Genomic DNA, 13,812 nt, shown 5'->3' with positions numbered 1-13,812 from the left:
CCACTTTGCCACTCCACAACTTTATAACTTTACAACTTTATTTTAATGAATCGCCGACGTATGGTAGGATGGCTAAGTGACGAGCCCGTTTTACGGCCTGGGCTACTTTGCGCTGATTTTTCAGGCTCGTGCCGGTTAACCGCCGGGGCAGGATTTTACCTTGCTCGTTGAGCAGCTTCAGCAGGAAGTTGCCGTCCTTATAGTCAATGTATTTAATACCGGCTTTCTTAAAGCGGTCGTATTTTTTGCGGTTCTCGGTTTTCGAGACAGATTCGTTTTGCAGACTCATGATTACTTGGCCTCCCCGGCGTTTTCGGTTTGTTTTTTCTTACCCACTAAGCCATTACGCTTCCGATCGTTGTAAGCTACAGCGTGCTTATCGAGCGAAACCGTCAGGTGACGGATGATGCGCTCATCGCGAAGATACTCGGTGTTGAGTTTCTCGATGATGGTACCGGGCGCCTTAAACTCGAAGAGTTGGTAGTAACCGGTGTTCTTGTGCTGAATTGGATAGGCCAGCTTGCGAAGGCCCATGCTTTCTTCGTGAACGAGTTCCGCCCCGTTGTCGGTCAGCACTTTACGGAACTTGTCAACGGCGTCCTTCATCTGAGCATCAGATAAAACGGGAGTTAAAATGAACACCGTTTCGTAGTTATTGGGAAACATTGTTTGTAATTGGTTTGAAATGAGGGCGCAAAGGTAAGCAAAAAAAAGAGTGGGGCAAAAGGCGTAGGGAGAAAATACTCTCGCCCCTACGCCCTTTGCCCCAAACCCTGTGCTTTACTCTTGGCTATCGCACCGTAAACTCGCCTTCGCCGATGCGAAAGCCTTCACAATAGATTTCGATGGTATGACGACCCTCGTTGAAACGCTGGCCACCCCGACCGTAAATAAAATCTACTTTCTGGCGGGTATTATCGAAGGTGAATCGTTGCATAGCGGTGTAAATCATGCCTTGTCCGTTGTAGGTAAATTCGCCTGAGCCGGTTGCCATATCAGACACAACGGCTCCACTAGGATCAAGAATGCGCATGTACAACTCTTTTTCGTTCTGTTGGGCCAGTCCGTTGGGAGCCATCCGAACGGATACCTTTATTTTATCGATTTTTCTGGCCTTATAGCTTCCTCCGTCGTTTTCTTTGCCCCGTGCGTTAAGGGCGGTGACCATAACGTTTTCGGCTCGAAGGGCGGCTGCAATGGTTACTTTCTCGGCAAGCTCCTGATTTTTGGCCGACACGGCCACCACTGAATCGCTAAGCGTTTGGCGTTCCGCCTTAAGTCCGCTGTTCTCCTGCACCAGGGTTTCGTTCTGCTGGGTTAGTACCCCATTTTCTTCTTTCAGGCGAGCAATCTCCTGATCTTTCTGGGCAAGAAGTGCCTGATAATTACGAATCTTTTGATCGTATTTGCGACTATCGAATGAGTTGACGTTACGCAGTTCTCGTTTGTCAGTTTCTAATTGCTGCTTTACTTTTAGCAGAGAGTCGACACTGCCGCCAAGTTGCTGGATTTCGGCTATTTTTGCGTCTAATTGTGCCGAGATAGAGTCGAGCTTCGTCTTAGTTGTTAGTACTTCCTCCGTTTTAACGGCAATCGTTGCATCTTTAGTTTTGTTGTCCTGTCTTTCCTGATAATAAAAATACAAAAGCAATACGTTCAAGGCCGCCAGAATCAGCAGTGCCGCCAGAAGATAGCTACGGCTGTTATTCTGGAGTTGAGGTCTAGGTTCCATTGGAGTCATGTGTTAAGCAGAAGGGTTGCGTTTCAAAATCCTTACCAAAACTAAAACGCTGAATTGTTTATTGTACTATTCAGGTCGTTTACGCCCAAAAACTACGTCTTTCCGCGTAGTTCTCAAACCTATCTTTGCACAATCTTCATAAACGGCCGATGTTGTATCGCCTTTCACGTAGTTATGATTGCTGAAAATATCCACAGAATTGAGGCCGATTTGCAAGGTCGTGCTCAACTGATTGCAGTAACCAAAACCAAACCTGTTAGTCTCCTGCAAGAAGCGTATGAGGCAGGATGTCGGCGCTTTGGCGAAAACAAAGTGCAGGAAATGGTTGACAAACAGCCGCAACTGCCCGCCGATATCGAGTGGCATCTGATCGGTCATTTACAGACAAATAAGGTTAAATACATTGCGCCCTTTGTGGGGCTGATTCATTCGGTCGATAGTCTGAAACTGCTTCAGGAAATTAACAAACAGGCGGCTAAGCAGAATCGAGTCATCGACTGCTTACTCCAGATTTATATTGCCGATGAAGAAACCAAGTTTGGCCTTTCGGCCGACGAAGCCACTGATTTACTGAATGCTCCTGAGATAGACACGATGACTAACGTACGCATTATTGGCTTGATGGGATTAGCGACTAATACCGACAACACAGCTCAGATTCGTCGGGAGTTTCGGGGGCTAAAACTGTTGTATGATACGCTGGCCAACATCCAGCGGCCAAACGTTCAGTTTTCCGAACTGTCGATGGGCATGAGCGGAGATTACATGATTGCTGTGGAAGAAGGCAGTACGTTAGTTAGAGTAGGGAGCGCTATTTTTGGGGCCAGAAACTAATCAGAACCGCACAGGCGACCCCGCGGGGTTGAACAGATTTAAAGATTAGACAGATTTTGTTTTCTAGCAATGAGTAGCAAAATCTGTTCAATCCCGGTTCAAACGACTATATAATATGAAATTTTTTATTCAATCCGGGGCCGTTCTGGGCCTATTAGGTGTTGCCCTCGGCGCATTTGGTGCCCACGCATTACGTAACATGCTCGATGCTTCGGGACGAGCCGCTACGTTCGAAACCGCCGTTAAATATCAGTTTTACCATGCTCTGGCCTTAGTGCTGGTGGGCGTTCTCCTGCAATTATTCGGCAGTAATCCGACCATCGTTAAACTGCTTAACTGGTCTGGTTATTCGTTCTTAGGCGGGGTACTTATCTTCTCCGGATCGCTGTACATCTTGTGCTTTACAGGTGTTACGTGGCTCGGCGCCATTACTCCACTCGGTGGCGTCGCCATGATTGCAGGCTGGGCGCTGTTGCTGTGGGCGTTTCTATAAGGGCGTAGGGTTTCAAGCAAGGGGCTAAGGGCGCAGTGTAACAAAAGCTATAAGCAGCTATGCAATAACCCTTTGCCCTTAACCCTACACTTTTTTTCGTATCTTTGTTATCTGATTCTGAGAATAATGCAAACGAATATACAGGCTGAAACCGCCCGTCGGCGGACCTTCGCCATCATAAGTCACCCAGATGCTGGCAAAACCACGCTAACCGAGAAGCTGCTGCTCTTTGGTGGTGCCATTCAAACGGCCGGGGCTGTTAAATCGAACAAGATTAAGAAGTCGGCTACGTCTGACTTCATGGAAATTGAAAAGCAGCGGGGTATCTCTGTTGCTACGTCGGTGATGACGTTCGAGTATGATAATTTGAAAATTAACATTCTCGATACGCCTGGTCACAAGGACTTTGCGGAAGATACCTATCGGACGCTGACGGCTGTTGATAGTGTCATTCTGGTTATCGACTGCGTTAAAGGCGTTGAGGAACAGACCGAGCGACTCATGGAGGTGTGCCGGATGCGTGATACGCCGGTTATTATTTTCATCAATAAGCTAGACCGCGAAGGCCGGAACCCGTTTGACCTGCTCGACGAGCTAGAAGAGAAGCTGAACATTCGGGTTCGGCCAATGACATGGCCCGTTAACATGGGCTCCGAATTTAAAGGGGTCTATAGCCTGATCGAAAAAAAGTTATATTTCTTTAAAGTCAACAAGACAAAGGTTGAAGACGACGTCTTGCCGATTGAACTTGAAGATTCGCTGCTGGACCAGAAAGTGGGCGACCGCGACGCGGCTCAACTCCGCGAAGATGTTGAACTGATTGAGGGCGTTTACGACACATTCGATCGGCAGGCCTATCTGGACGGTAAGCTGGCCCCGGTGTTTTTTGGCTCGGCCGTCAACAACTTCGGCGTCAAAGAACTGCTGGAAGGCTTCTGTGACATTTCGCCGGAACCGATCGCCCGGCCAACCGACAAACGCGAAGTGCTGCCCGAGGAAAAAAACTTCAGTGGGTTTGTGTTTAAGATTCACGCCAACCTCGATCCGCGTCATCGCGACCGGATTGCGTTCCTGCGTATCTGCTCGGGCGTGTTCGAACGGGGTAAGTTTTATCACCACACCCGTCTGGACAAAAACGTGCGTTTTGCGTCGCCATTTAGCTTTATGGCTGATAGTAAGAGCGTGGTTGAAGAAGGGTTTCCTGGCGACGTAGTAGGTCTTTATGACACCGGTACGTTTAAGATTGGTGATACCCTGACAGAAGGTGAGGAGTTGCAGTTTCAAGGCATTCCAAGCTTTTCGCCTGAGATTTTTAAGGAACTCGTGAACCTTGATCCGATGAAGTCCAAGCAATTGGACAAGGGTATTCAACAGCTGACTGATGAGGGGGTAGCGCAGTTGTTTACCCTTGAGCTTGGTAACCGCAAATTCGTTGGTACCGTTGGTGAACTGCAATTTGAAGTTATTCAATACCGCTTGGAAAACGAGTACGGCGCTAAGTGTCGTTGGGTGCCGCTGAACTATACAAAGGCGTGCTGGATCACGGCCGAAAACCCGGTTAAACTGGCTGAATTCATTCGCTTAAAAGGCAACCAGATCGCTTACGATAAAGATCAGAACCCGGTGTTTCTGGCCGAATCAGACTGGATGCTACGCATGAATCAGCAAAATAATCCTGATATTCAATTCCATTTAACGTCGGAATTTAAGGTAACGGCTTAAGTGAAGAGCCTTGTCCCGCTGGCTTAGGTTCTTACTTTTTGAAAACTACTGCTGTTGAGTAGAGTTATGTATTTACTCAGTACATAACCACTCAACGCAGATGAGATTTACAATCATTACACTCGCTATCGTGCTGACCATGGCTGTCTCGGCCGCAGCTCAGCAGCGTACATCTGGCAATTCGACAAGCAACCGCTCGGCAACGAATACAAGCGTAGGTGCATCTACCAACAGTAGCACTACAAACGCAGCCCAGCCGAGCGTTCCTGCGCCAGCCACTCCCCAAAACTATCCTAATAACGGTACCACTCCAGGTGGGGGCACCGGTAACACCGTCGATCAGAACTACGGGTCTGGTAGTGCTGTTGGCCCGGCCGGTAATGGGTCAACAATGACCACGACTACTGATGCGCGCAGTAGTACCACAACAAGCGCCAGCCCCGTGAAGGCCAAAAAGAAAAGACCTGCATCAGATAACCAGAAATAGGCCTACAGGCATTCATTCTAAATTAATTACAAATTATCTAACTCACACGTTATGAAACATGCATTCGTGAAAGCCGCTATCGTTGCCTTACTGGTGGCTCCAGCCGTTGTTTTTGGACAATCGCGGGAAAGTGTAAAAAGCAGTTCTCCGTACAACGGAAGCGCGGGTCGGGTCAGCGACAAAGAGAAAGAAAAAGCGGCCGCCGAGAAGTTTAACGGACAAAAGCCGGATGCCCCCCAAAAAACGAAACCTCAGCCGCACAGTGCCAGCAAAAGCAAACCAGTACAGGGTGCCACTGAGAATGGAGGCCGGGTTAAGAATGCCAAAACGAACAATGGCAACACCAGGTAACGACTGCCTTCGGTGCAATCACTCATAGCATATCATTGTGAGTGATTTAACCAATGTTTAATAACCTTTTGGTCGTAGGCAGGTTCTAAGAGAGTGTTCTATTCTTTCACTTAACTACGTAGTCTCATGAAAAAAGTACTTTGCCTGGTAGCTGCCACGATGTTGATGGCTGGGGCCTCGTTCGCTCAGGACGATATGAAAAAGGAAGCAAAATCTGCTCATAAAGAAATGAAGCAGGAAGCTAAGCAAATGAAGAAAGATGCCAAGAAAGCGGGCGACGATGCGAAAGCTGATGCCGCGAAAGATATGAAGCATGAGCATAAAAGCATGAAGAAGGCCGAGAAAAAGGCCACGAGCCGGTAGAATGGTTTGGTTTCTAATAGAAAAGCTTCTCCCAACAGAGAAGCTTTTTTTATGGTCTGGTATTGACATAACTTTTTGCAGACGGGGCGGTTTATGAATTAAAATAACAACGGCTATGAAAAAACTCATGTGTGCAGTAGCGCTTACTTTATTTGTGGCAAATGGAGTATTTGCGCAGGACGTAACCCGCAAAGAAGCGGTGAAAACGACCAAGATAGCGAAAGAGAAGGCCAAGGAAATGAAGGAGGATGCTAAGGCTACTGGCAGCAAAGCCAAAGAAGAAGGGGCTGATCAGTCATTAAAGGCCTCGAAGGAAGCGAAAAAGCAGGCGAAGAAAAACACTCCATAGGTCAACCGAATCACGGTAAGAGGCTCATCTACGGCTTAGGTCGTAGGTGAGCTTTTTTATTTCACTTCCCCAATAAAAATTGTGTCAAACGCTTGACATTATTAAAAACAACGCTCACTTTTACAGTGTACTATTTATCTAATACAGTATAACTGATATATACATGGTAGAGCTACGTGATGTCTCGTTTGGCTACCGCCGAGGTAAGCCACTTTATGAAACCTTAAATCTGCGGCTACAGGCGGGAGCTATTTATGGGCTCCTGGGGCCAAACGGAGCTGGTAAATCAACGCTTCTCAGGCTGATAGCGGGGTTGCTGTATCCTAGGGCAGGCGAAATCGAAGTAAACCATTATAAGCCGGGTGATCGTAAGCCCGCGTTTCTCGAAGATCTATTTTTAGTGCCCGAAGAGTTTGATCTGCCATCAGTGCGGATTGGGCAGTTCATAGCCAGCAATGTGCCGTTTTATCCACGTTTCGACCAGGCACAAATGGCTGGATATCTGCGTGAGTTTGGGTTAACGGACAACCATAAGTTGCACGAACTTTCACACGGGCAGAAAAAGAAAGTACTCATTGGGTTTGGCTTGGCTACTAATACGGCCATATTACTGATGGACGAACCAACGAATGGTCTGGATATTACGTCGAAGAGCCAGTTTCGGCGGCTGGTGGCCGGGGCCGTGGATGAGCATCGAACGGTAGTCATTTCCACGCACCAGGCGCGTGACCTCGAAGCGCTGATCGACCCTATTATTATTCTGGCCGAGCGGTCGCGTTCTAAAATGACGGTTGCTCTGAACGCTGGCGCGGAAGAAATCACGAATCGACTTTGGTTTGGCATGGTACCGGAGTTGGAGGCCGACCAGCCGATTTTATACTCAGAGCGAGCCGTTGGCGGCTACGCTGTTGTTGCCGAAAACCAGTCTGGCGAAACCAGTCGGTTAGATCTGGAGCGGCTGTACAACGCCGTTCAGGCCGAGCCAGGGCGTATTAAAGAGTTATTCTCATCGAGCTCAACCTTAGCTGCCCTATGAACCAGACTTTTTCACTCACCCGCTTCGGGCGGTTGTCGCGTAAATACTTCATCGACAATAGGGGAGCTCTGCTGGCTAATGTTGGCTTGTTGGTAGGCGTTCTGATCTTAATGACTTTTATGTTCTACCGGGCGTATCCAATGGCTGTAGATCGTAATAGACAAGTACCGTTCTTTATAATTGGCCTGGCCGCCTGGTACGTGTTCACCTGGCAGCAGGCAGACGTGTTAAATGAGCCTAAACGCGCCATTACCTATTTGTTACAGCCCGCTTCGCAGTTAGAAAAGATTGCATTAATGTGGCTAGTATCGGGAGTCGGTTTTCTGCTTACTTATTTGCTTCTCTTCACGTTGATTGATGGACTAGGTGTGTATTACATCAACCAGCGGCAATGGACACCGGAACAGCAAAAAATTGTTGGCTCTTATAAACTTAGGTCCTGGTTCGAATCAGCTGAGTTCTTTAGAGTGTCAGCGACGGTTTGGGGCCTATCAGTTTTGCTTCATCCTTTTGCCTTAGTGTTCTCGTTATGGATTCGGAAATACACATTTCCACTCGTAGCCTTGCTGGCGTTCTTGCTGTTGTTTCTGGGCATATTCCTTAACTCTGCACTGCTAAGAAGCCTGACGGGCGCCAACGATGTTACGTCGATTATTCCCTTCAGCAATTTTATAACATCTTCGCCAACAGACAAGTCTATTTATCGCACTGTTCATTTTCCCCAGCCCATTGCCAATCAAATACGATACTCTGTTGGCGCACTGGCAATTCTGCTATTGTACATCACCGCCTTTTACAGGCTTAAAGAGCGGGAGGTATAAATATGGATTTTCGCGATAAACAAGCCATTTACCTGCAAATTGCTGAGTACGTAAGCGAGCAGGTGCTGCTCAACCGCTGGCCCATTGGCGAGAAGATTCCGTCGGTACGTGAACTGGCAGCCGAACTGGAAGTAAACCCAAACACGGTGATGCGGACGTATGAATTTTTGAACCAGAAGGGGGTGATCGCCAACAAACGAGGCATTGGGTATTTCCCGGCCGATGATGCCAACGACCGTATTCGGGTCTATCGCCGAGAGCAGTTTCTGGAAAACGATTTGCCGGTATTTTTCAAGAACCTTTACCTGCTTGGTATTGACCTACCCGAAATTGAATCACGTTACGAGCAATTTGTGGCTACTCATTTCACCAACCAACCCTGACCTACCAATGAAAACAAGTCATATTCTTCTGGCGATTATTGCCGTTTTGACCCTAACTGGGATGGTTGCAACGGATATTTTGCTTAAAGACCAATACCGTACGATTGACTGGCGTAATCCATACCAGCAGTTTGAACAGAAGGCGCTTCCCGCAGCCCGGCACTGGGTGATTGATGCAGCTCCCATTTATGAAATCAAAGTTGTTCGAAGCACTGGCCAGCCGAAAGCGTTGGTAGCTCCTGACGAGGGTAAGTTTTTTCGCGTTCGGCAAGAGGGCGACACGGCGTTTGTTACGTTAACGCCGGATTACGATGGGTATCTAAATAGACCCCGCGATGATGCGAATCAGGAGCTTGGCACTCACTTGCTATTGCAATTGCCGGATGTCAGAACTATAAGGGTTAACGATGGCCGGTTAACGCTGAGCGATTATACGGCCGATAGCCTGAACGTATGGTTACAGAACAGTCGGCTCCGGACCAACAAACTGACGATTGCTAATTCGCTAAAACTGACCGCCAGCCAGAATAGTTTTGCCGTCCTGGGCCGTGATCACTACAAGCTACTTCAGGTCAATGTGCAGGATTCGAGCGGGTTGCGACTTAATAACACACAGGCTCTGGCATTCCGGCCAGAGGTATCGTCTAAGGCCGAAGTTCAATTGCGGGAGGGCGCACTGCGATGGTTGTCAAAATGAAACGTACGCAGCAGCTACTCGGGGAAGAAGGCGCCAACCATCAGGATTTGATGCTTTCCTCACTCGAGTAGGCTGGTAACGCCGGTGTCGGCGAGCGATAGGGGATGGGTAGGGTAATATAAAATGTGGTGCCTTCGCCAACGGTAGACCCAACTGCGATCTGCCCACGGTGAAGCTCAATGATGCGTTTGGTTAAGGCTAAGCCAATGCCGTGGCCTTTGATGGTCATTGTGGCATCGGAGCGGAAGAACGGCTCAAAAATATGGGGTATATCGTCCTGGGCTATGCCGTACCCGTGGTCACTGATGGTCAGATGCACCTCGCCTGTTTCAAACGAAATACGGACCGATACACGACCATCGGGCGAGTATTTACAACCATTTTCCATCAGGTTCTGGAACGCCGTCTGAAGCAATGACTCCTCAGCATTGATAACCAGTTCTTCTTCCTGCGACGGTAGATTGTCGAAGTCGATGTCAACTACATAGTCAGGTCGCTTCTGAAGAATCTGGCTTTGTGCCTGCCACAACAACTCATCAATCCGCACGGGCTGATAATTGACCGTTACGGCATCGGCATTGGCGCGGGCTAGTTCGAGCAGACCATTAACCAGCCTGATCATACTCTTTACTTCGTCAAGGAGTCCATCGAGCGTGGTTTCGTACTCGTCAATGGAACGGGACTGTAACCGCGTTACTTCAATCTGCCCCATCATGACGGTCAGGGGCGTACGTAATTCATGTGACGCGTGCGAGACAAAGCTTTTTTGGGAGATAAACGCTTCTTCGAGTCGAGTAAGCATATCGTTGAATGTTCGGGCCAGGTCAGCCAATTCATCGCGTTGCCGCCCAACACGTAGTCGTTGATGAATGTTAGTAGCTGAGATAGCGTTTACCTGGGCAATTAATTCGGAAACGGGTCTGAGGGCATCAGTGGCAAACAAATAGCCAGCTATGCCAACAATGACCAGGCTTAGCAGCCAGCAGAAGAATAAAATTTCGCGAAGTCGGTCAAGTTTACTCAACCCATACCGGTCATTAGCCGACGCAACGATGATTAACGATTTACCCTTTGAACTTAAGTAACGAACCCCAACGGCTTCAAGCTCGCCTACCCGTATGTACTGCGATTGACGAAGTGTAATTTTTTTCAGGAAGCTGGCCGGTACGGGAAAGCGCGGTCGTTGCTTTCCCTGATTGTACAAAACGGCTCCCTGATCATTATAAACCGTTACCTGCTCATTGGTCATGACAGGTAGGTCGCCCTGTGGAAACTCACCTACGTCTTCGCGAAGACGTACCGTTGTAAAAGCCTTCTCTTCGAGTCGTTGTTCAAACTCCTGTTGCCTGAACTGATCGTATAAATAATAAACCGAAACCGTAAAGAGCAGCATGATCGAAGCAACCAGCAGCACAAACAGTAATGTCAGGCGAGTACGGATGTTCATAATCAGTCGTGTAATCAACGAGTTGATGAGTCAATCAACAGAAAGAATATCAGCCATGGATCAACTCACTTACTGATTAGCTCGCCTACTGCTCTTCTTTCAACATATACCCCATTCCAATCACTGTATGAATAAGCTTCTGGGGGAAATCTTTATCAATCTTCTTCCGAAGGAAGTTTACGTAGACATCAATCACATTCGTGCCGGTGTCGAAATGAATATCCCACACTTTCTCGGCAATGTCTACCCGCGACACAACCCGCCCCCGGTTCCGCATCAGGTATTCGAGCAGTCCGAATTCCTTGGCCGTTAATTCGATACGTTTGTCACCCCGGCGGGCAATCTTCTCGTTTAAATCTAATTCAAGGTCGGCTACTTTGAGTACGTTGGCCTGCATACCTGCTTCGCTACTTCGCTTGGTGAGTGCACGAAGGCGGGCCATGAGCTCGCGGAATTCAAAGGGCTTTACTAAGTAATCGTCGGCACCCGCTTCAAAACCCGTCAATTTATCGTCAACCGAACCCATCGCCGTTAGCATCAGTACCGGCGTCAGGATTCTCTCATTACGGATGGACTGAACGACGTCGAAACCATTCATCTTGGGTAGGTTTATATCCATGACAATGACGTCATAGAGATTATTGAGGGCCATGGTCCGACCGACTTGCCCATCGAAGGCAACGTCTACTTCGCAGGATTGCTCCTCCAGACCTTTCTTGACAAACGACGCCAGTTTCGGCTCGTCTTCTACTACCAGAATCTTCATGTCGGCAACATACATAGCTCTTTGCTTATTTAAAAACGACGGATTAAATTATTAGTTTACGATAACTCAAAAAAGGCTGATAATCAGCATAGAAAGCGTGTAACTAAACCTTTACAATTACAGATAAACTCACACGCTTTTTGATAATGGTGGAATCGGAATCACAAGTAAAAAGAATCATGACCATACCAGTTCAGAGGTATGTAAGCACCAATTCACCAACCTACGGGCATAGTCATGATTTCTCTATCCATTAGTTCCTGACGGGATAAAGCTCATAGTACCGGATTAAATGAGCCTAAAAAAAAGGTTAAATGAATGTTAAACTTATGTTTTATTGAGATAAGTAGTTGACGTTAAAAGAGTTAACGTATTGCGCTGCCTCGATCCGTAGCCTGGTAGTAAGGCAGCCTGGACATGATTTTTATTGCAAATCATGAGATAGGCTCATTTTAATGAAACTTTCATTCTTAAGAAGCAATCTCTGAGTACTATTACTCTCGTATTCACACCATCTTGTTTTGTGAAATCTATGAGAACCTTACGGTTTATAGGACAGTTTTTGTCGTCGATGTTTAAACCCGTACGAATCACGACAAACACTGAGCTACTGATTCAGATTGCTAACCAGACTGGACATGAGTATAAACAGGCTTATTGGGTCTGGAAGCAATGCCAACATTTGGGGGACTCGTATACCATTACCGGAGAAGTACTGAGTATGGCAAAAGAGCAAAAGCTACCCGTAGGCACAGCATTGAGGCTGTATCAAAGTCAGTTGAGAAGCTAAACATGGAGCCTGTTGTAGAATAATCTTTGGGGATGGTCTGGCGATTACACTAGGGTAGTTAGTCGGTAGAAAAAAGCACGTGACGGCTTTGCTATTGATAAGTAAATGTTACATTGTCTTTGGATGGTACTACGTTGGGAAGCCCTTACCATGATATGAAAAAGCTTTCTGCTATCCTGACCTTTTTTGTCGCGCTTTCGTATTCACTTGTTCTGGCTCAGACGCCAGTTGCCACCCTGACAGGGCGAGTCATTGACGCTAAAACAGGGCAAGCGCTGCCTTTCGCCACGGTCTATATCAACAACAGCTCGCGCGGGACGAATGCTGACGAAAACGGCGTATATCGGCTAACGAACAACTACCCGTCCGGTGAGTAAGCACTGGCCGTGAGAAAATGGGTAAAGGCTAGCTGTACAGCTTCTTGATAACTTCCTGCTGGGTGCGCAGAAAATGAGACCGCTCGGCGGGCTGGCTCAGAAGGGTGCCGGGAGGATAAACGCTATTCTTGGCGTAGCTGTCCGCGTACAGTTCGAAGCGCTGCCGGGCCAGGAGGTTGCCCACAGCCGGACGTTGCCGAAACTCACGTAGCGCTGCCAGATCAATGTCGGCGTTGGCGACCAAGCTTTCGCCATAACCCGCTTCGGCCAGCACCACCCCTTTGGGATCAATAATCTTAGACCCTGCATCGTGGGTGCCAAGCGGAATTGAACTATTTACTACGCCCGCTGAATTGGCTGATACCACATATGCCATACTCTCAATAGCCCGCGCCAGTTTCGCTACGTTTTTTTGCGTTTGAAGAGGGCTACCAATTTCTGACGTGGAGTGCAGCAACACTTCGGCTCCGCGCATGGACAAACAGCGGGCTACTTCCGGATACAAAATCTCCTCCGACGCAATGCAGGCCAGATTGCCAATGTTTGTTTTTATGACCGGAAACAGTGAATCATACCCATAAGCGTCTAAGTACAGCTCCCATACATCATGCGGAGTGGGGGTAAACATCGCGTTTAGTCGGCGGTAGCGTAGAAGTACGTCACCGTTCGGGCCAATGATAAAGCTAGTTTGAAAATATAACTCGGGAAAGAAAGGGTCCTGTTCGAAGGCGTTTCCGGAGAAGTATATCTGTTGACGCTGCACCATGGCTCCTAAGGCTTCGTAAATGCGGCCGTCGATCTCAAGGGCGGCTTTTTCGCGCCATTCATCAACCGTTTCAGTAATCGGAAAACCTGTCAGAAAGTACTCGGGTACAACAACCAGGAGGGTATCTCGGCCAATATAGCCAATGGAGGCAGCAAGTTGCTTTTCGATGCGTTCGATGGTCTCTAGCATCATCGCTTCGGCATCATCGCGGGTTTGGTAAGGGTTTACGGTTTGGCAGCTTAACTGAAGGGCTAGGGCTTTGTAAGACATGGGTTTGGGTGACGTAGTGAATTAAGTGACGATGGGTGTGTGGGAACGGTACTACACAGAAATAAAGCAAAAAAGGCTAACTACTGACTATATGGTGCGCCAAAATAAGGAGTTTCATT

At 47.9% G+C, this 13,812-nt stretch carries 18 protein-coding genes; 12 read left to right on the top strand and 6 right to left on the bottom strand.

Annotation, left to right across the window (positions count from 1 at the left end; all coding sequences use genetic code 11):
- Nucleotides 1-37 precede the first annotated feature (37 nt).
- The 3 genes from rpsR to ACFSUS_RS03235 form a co-directional block, all read right to left on the bottom strand.
- Entirely contained in the window at nucleotides 38-289 is a 252-nt protein-coding gene (rpsR, locus tag ACFSUS_RS03245; RefSeq protein ID WP_012925715.1) for a 30S ribosomal protein S18, read from the bottom strand.
- A gap of 2 nt (nucleotides 290-291) precedes the next feature.
- The gene (gene rpsF, locus ACFSUS_RS03240) at nucleotides 292-666 is read right to left on the bottom strand and encodes a 30S ribosomal protein S6 (protein WP_381518976.1); all 375 of its coding nucleotides are present in this window, start codon (nucleotides 664-666) and stop codon (nucleotides 292-294) included.
- Nucleotides 667-790: 124 nt separating this feature from the next.
- A complete protein-coding gene (locus tag ACFSUS_RS03235) occupies nucleotides 791-1,732 on the bottom strand; it encodes a hypothetical protein (protein WP_381518974.1) in 942 nt (313 codons plus the stop codon).
- 183 nt (nucleotides 1,733-1,915) lie between these two features.
- Here ACFSUS_RS03235 and ACFSUS_RS03230 point away from each other — a divergent pair, with 183 nt between their 5' ends.
- The 11 genes from ACFSUS_RS03230 to ACFSUS_RS03180 all read left to right on the top strand — a co-directional run bounded on the left by ACFSUS_RS03230 (nucleotide 1,916) and on the right by ACFSUS_RS03180 (nucleotide 9,277).
- Nucleotides 1,916-2,575, top strand: coding sequence for a YggS family pyridoxal phosphate-dependent enzyme (locus tag ACFSUS_RS03230; RefSeq protein ID WP_381518972.1), 660 nt, complete (start codon nucleotides 1,916-1,918; stop codon nucleotides 2,573-2,575).
- A 115-nt stretch (nucleotides 2,576-2,690) separates the two neighbouring features.
- Nucleotides 2,691-3,068, top strand: coding sequence for a DUF423 domain-containing protein (locus tag ACFSUS_RS03225; protein WP_381518969.1), 378 nt, complete (start codon nucleotides 2,691-2,693; stop codon nucleotides 3,066-3,068).
- A gap of 126 nt (nucleotides 3,069-3,194) precedes the next feature.
- The gene (locus ACFSUS_RS03220) at nucleotides 3,195-4,790 is read left to right on the top strand and encodes a peptide chain release factor 3 (protein ID WP_381518967.1); all 1,596 of its coding nucleotides are present in this window, start codon (nucleotides 3,195-3,197) and stop codon (nucleotides 4,788-4,790) included.
- A gap of 100 nt (nucleotides 4,791-4,890) precedes the next feature.
- Nucleotides 4,891-5,277 carry a hypothetical protein gene (locus ACFSUS_RS03215; protein ID WP_381518964.1) on the top strand — a complete coding sequence of 129 codons (387 nt, stop codon included), beginning with the start codon at nucleotides 4,891-4,893 and terminating at the stop codon, nucleotides 5,275-5,277.
- 51 nt (nucleotides 5,278-5,328) lie between these two features.
- Nucleotides 5,329-5,628, top strand: coding sequence for a hypothetical protein (locus ACFSUS_RS03210; RefSeq protein WP_381518963.1), 300 nt, complete (start codon nucleotides 5,329-5,331; stop codon nucleotides 5,626-5,628).
- A 126-nt stretch (nucleotides 5,629-5,754) separates the two neighbouring features.
- Nucleotides 5,755-5,991: a hypothetical protein gene (locus ACFSUS_RS03205; RefSeq protein ID WP_381518960.1), complete on the top strand. Its 237-nt coding sequence runs from the start codon at nucleotides 5,755-5,757 to the stop codon at nucleotides 5,989-5,991.
- A gap of 115 nt (nucleotides 5,992-6,106) precedes the next feature.
- Complete coding sequence (locus tag ACFSUS_RS03200; protein ID WP_381518958.1) at nucleotides 6,107-6,340, top strand: hypothetical protein; 234 nt, start codon at nucleotides 6,107-6,109, stop codon at nucleotides 6,338-6,340.
- A 163-nt stretch (nucleotides 6,341-6,503) separates the two neighbouring features.
- Nucleotides 6,504-7,376, top strand: a complete 873-nt coding sequence (locus ACFSUS_RS03195; RefSeq protein ID WP_381518955.1) for an ABC transporter ATP-binding protein — start codon at nucleotides 6,504-6,506, stop codon at nucleotides 7,374-7,376.
- Nucleotides 7,373-8,197: a hypothetical protein gene (locus tag ACFSUS_RS03190; protein WP_381518953.1), complete on the top strand. Its 825-nt coding sequence runs from the start codon at nucleotides 7,373-7,375 to the stop codon at nucleotides 8,195-8,197. Before ACFSUS_RS03195 ends, ACFSUS_RS03190 begins: the two co-directional genes overlap by 4 nt.
- A 2-nt stretch (nucleotides 8,198-8,199) precedes the next feature.
- Complete coding sequence (locus ACFSUS_RS03185; RefSeq protein WP_381518950.1) at nucleotides 8,200-8,580, top strand: GntR family transcriptional regulator; 381 nt, start codon at nucleotides 8,200-8,202, stop codon at nucleotides 8,578-8,580.
- Nucleotides 8,581-8,587: 7 nt separating this feature from the next.
- On the top strand, nucleotides 8,588-9,277 hold the full coding sequence (locus ACFSUS_RS03180) for a hypothetical protein (protein WP_381518947.1): 690 nt from the start codon (nucleotides 8,588-8,590) through the stop codon (nucleotides 9,275-9,277).
- 40 nt (nucleotides 9,278-9,317) lie between these two features.
- Here the strand turns inward: ACFSUS_RS03180 and ACFSUS_RS03175 are convergent, their stop codons facing one another.
- Both ACFSUS_RS03175 and ACFSUS_RS03170 read right to left on the bottom strand, forming a co-directional pair.
- Nucleotides 9,318-10,724 (bottom strand): sensor histidine kinase, encoded by a 1,407-nt coding sequence (locus tag ACFSUS_RS03175; RefSeq protein ID WP_381518944.1) that lies wholly within the window; start codon nucleotides 10,722-10,724, stop codon nucleotides 9,318-9,320.
- A gap of 85 nt (nucleotides 10,725-10,809) precedes the next feature.
- Nucleotides 10,810-11,490 (bottom strand): response regulator, encoded by a 681-nt coding sequence (locus ACFSUS_RS03170; RefSeq protein ID WP_381519160.1) that lies wholly within the window; start codon nucleotides 11,488-11,490, stop codon nucleotides 10,810-10,812.
- Between the two features lie 945 nt (nucleotides 11,491-12,435).
- Between ACFSUS_RS03170 and ACFSUS_RS03165 the strand changes: the two genes are divergently transcribed.
- Nucleotides 12,436-12,657, top strand: coding sequence for a carboxypeptidase-like regulatory domain-containing protein (locus ACFSUS_RS03165; protein ID WP_381518941.1), 222 nt, complete (start codon nucleotides 12,436-12,438; stop codon nucleotides 12,655-12,657).
- A 28-nt stretch (nucleotides 12,658-12,685) separates the two neighbouring features.
- Here the strand turns inward: ACFSUS_RS03165 and ACFSUS_RS03160 are convergent, their stop codons facing one another.
- Entirely contained in the window at nucleotides 12,686-13,693 is a 1,008-nt protein-coding gene (locus tag ACFSUS_RS03160; RefSeq protein ID WP_381518938.1) for a nitrilase-related carbon-nitrogen hydrolase, read from the bottom strand.
- Nucleotides 13,694-13,812: the final 119 nt, after the last annotated feature.

Origin of the sequence: Spirosoma soli, assembly GCF_042684525.1 — a bacterium.
GTDB lineage: Bacteria > Bacteroidota > Bacteroidia > Cytophagales > Spirosomataceae > Spirosoma > Spirosoma soli.
Note: the sequence above shows the minus strand (reverse complement) of the source record. Positions and strands in the feature narration are given on the sequence as shown.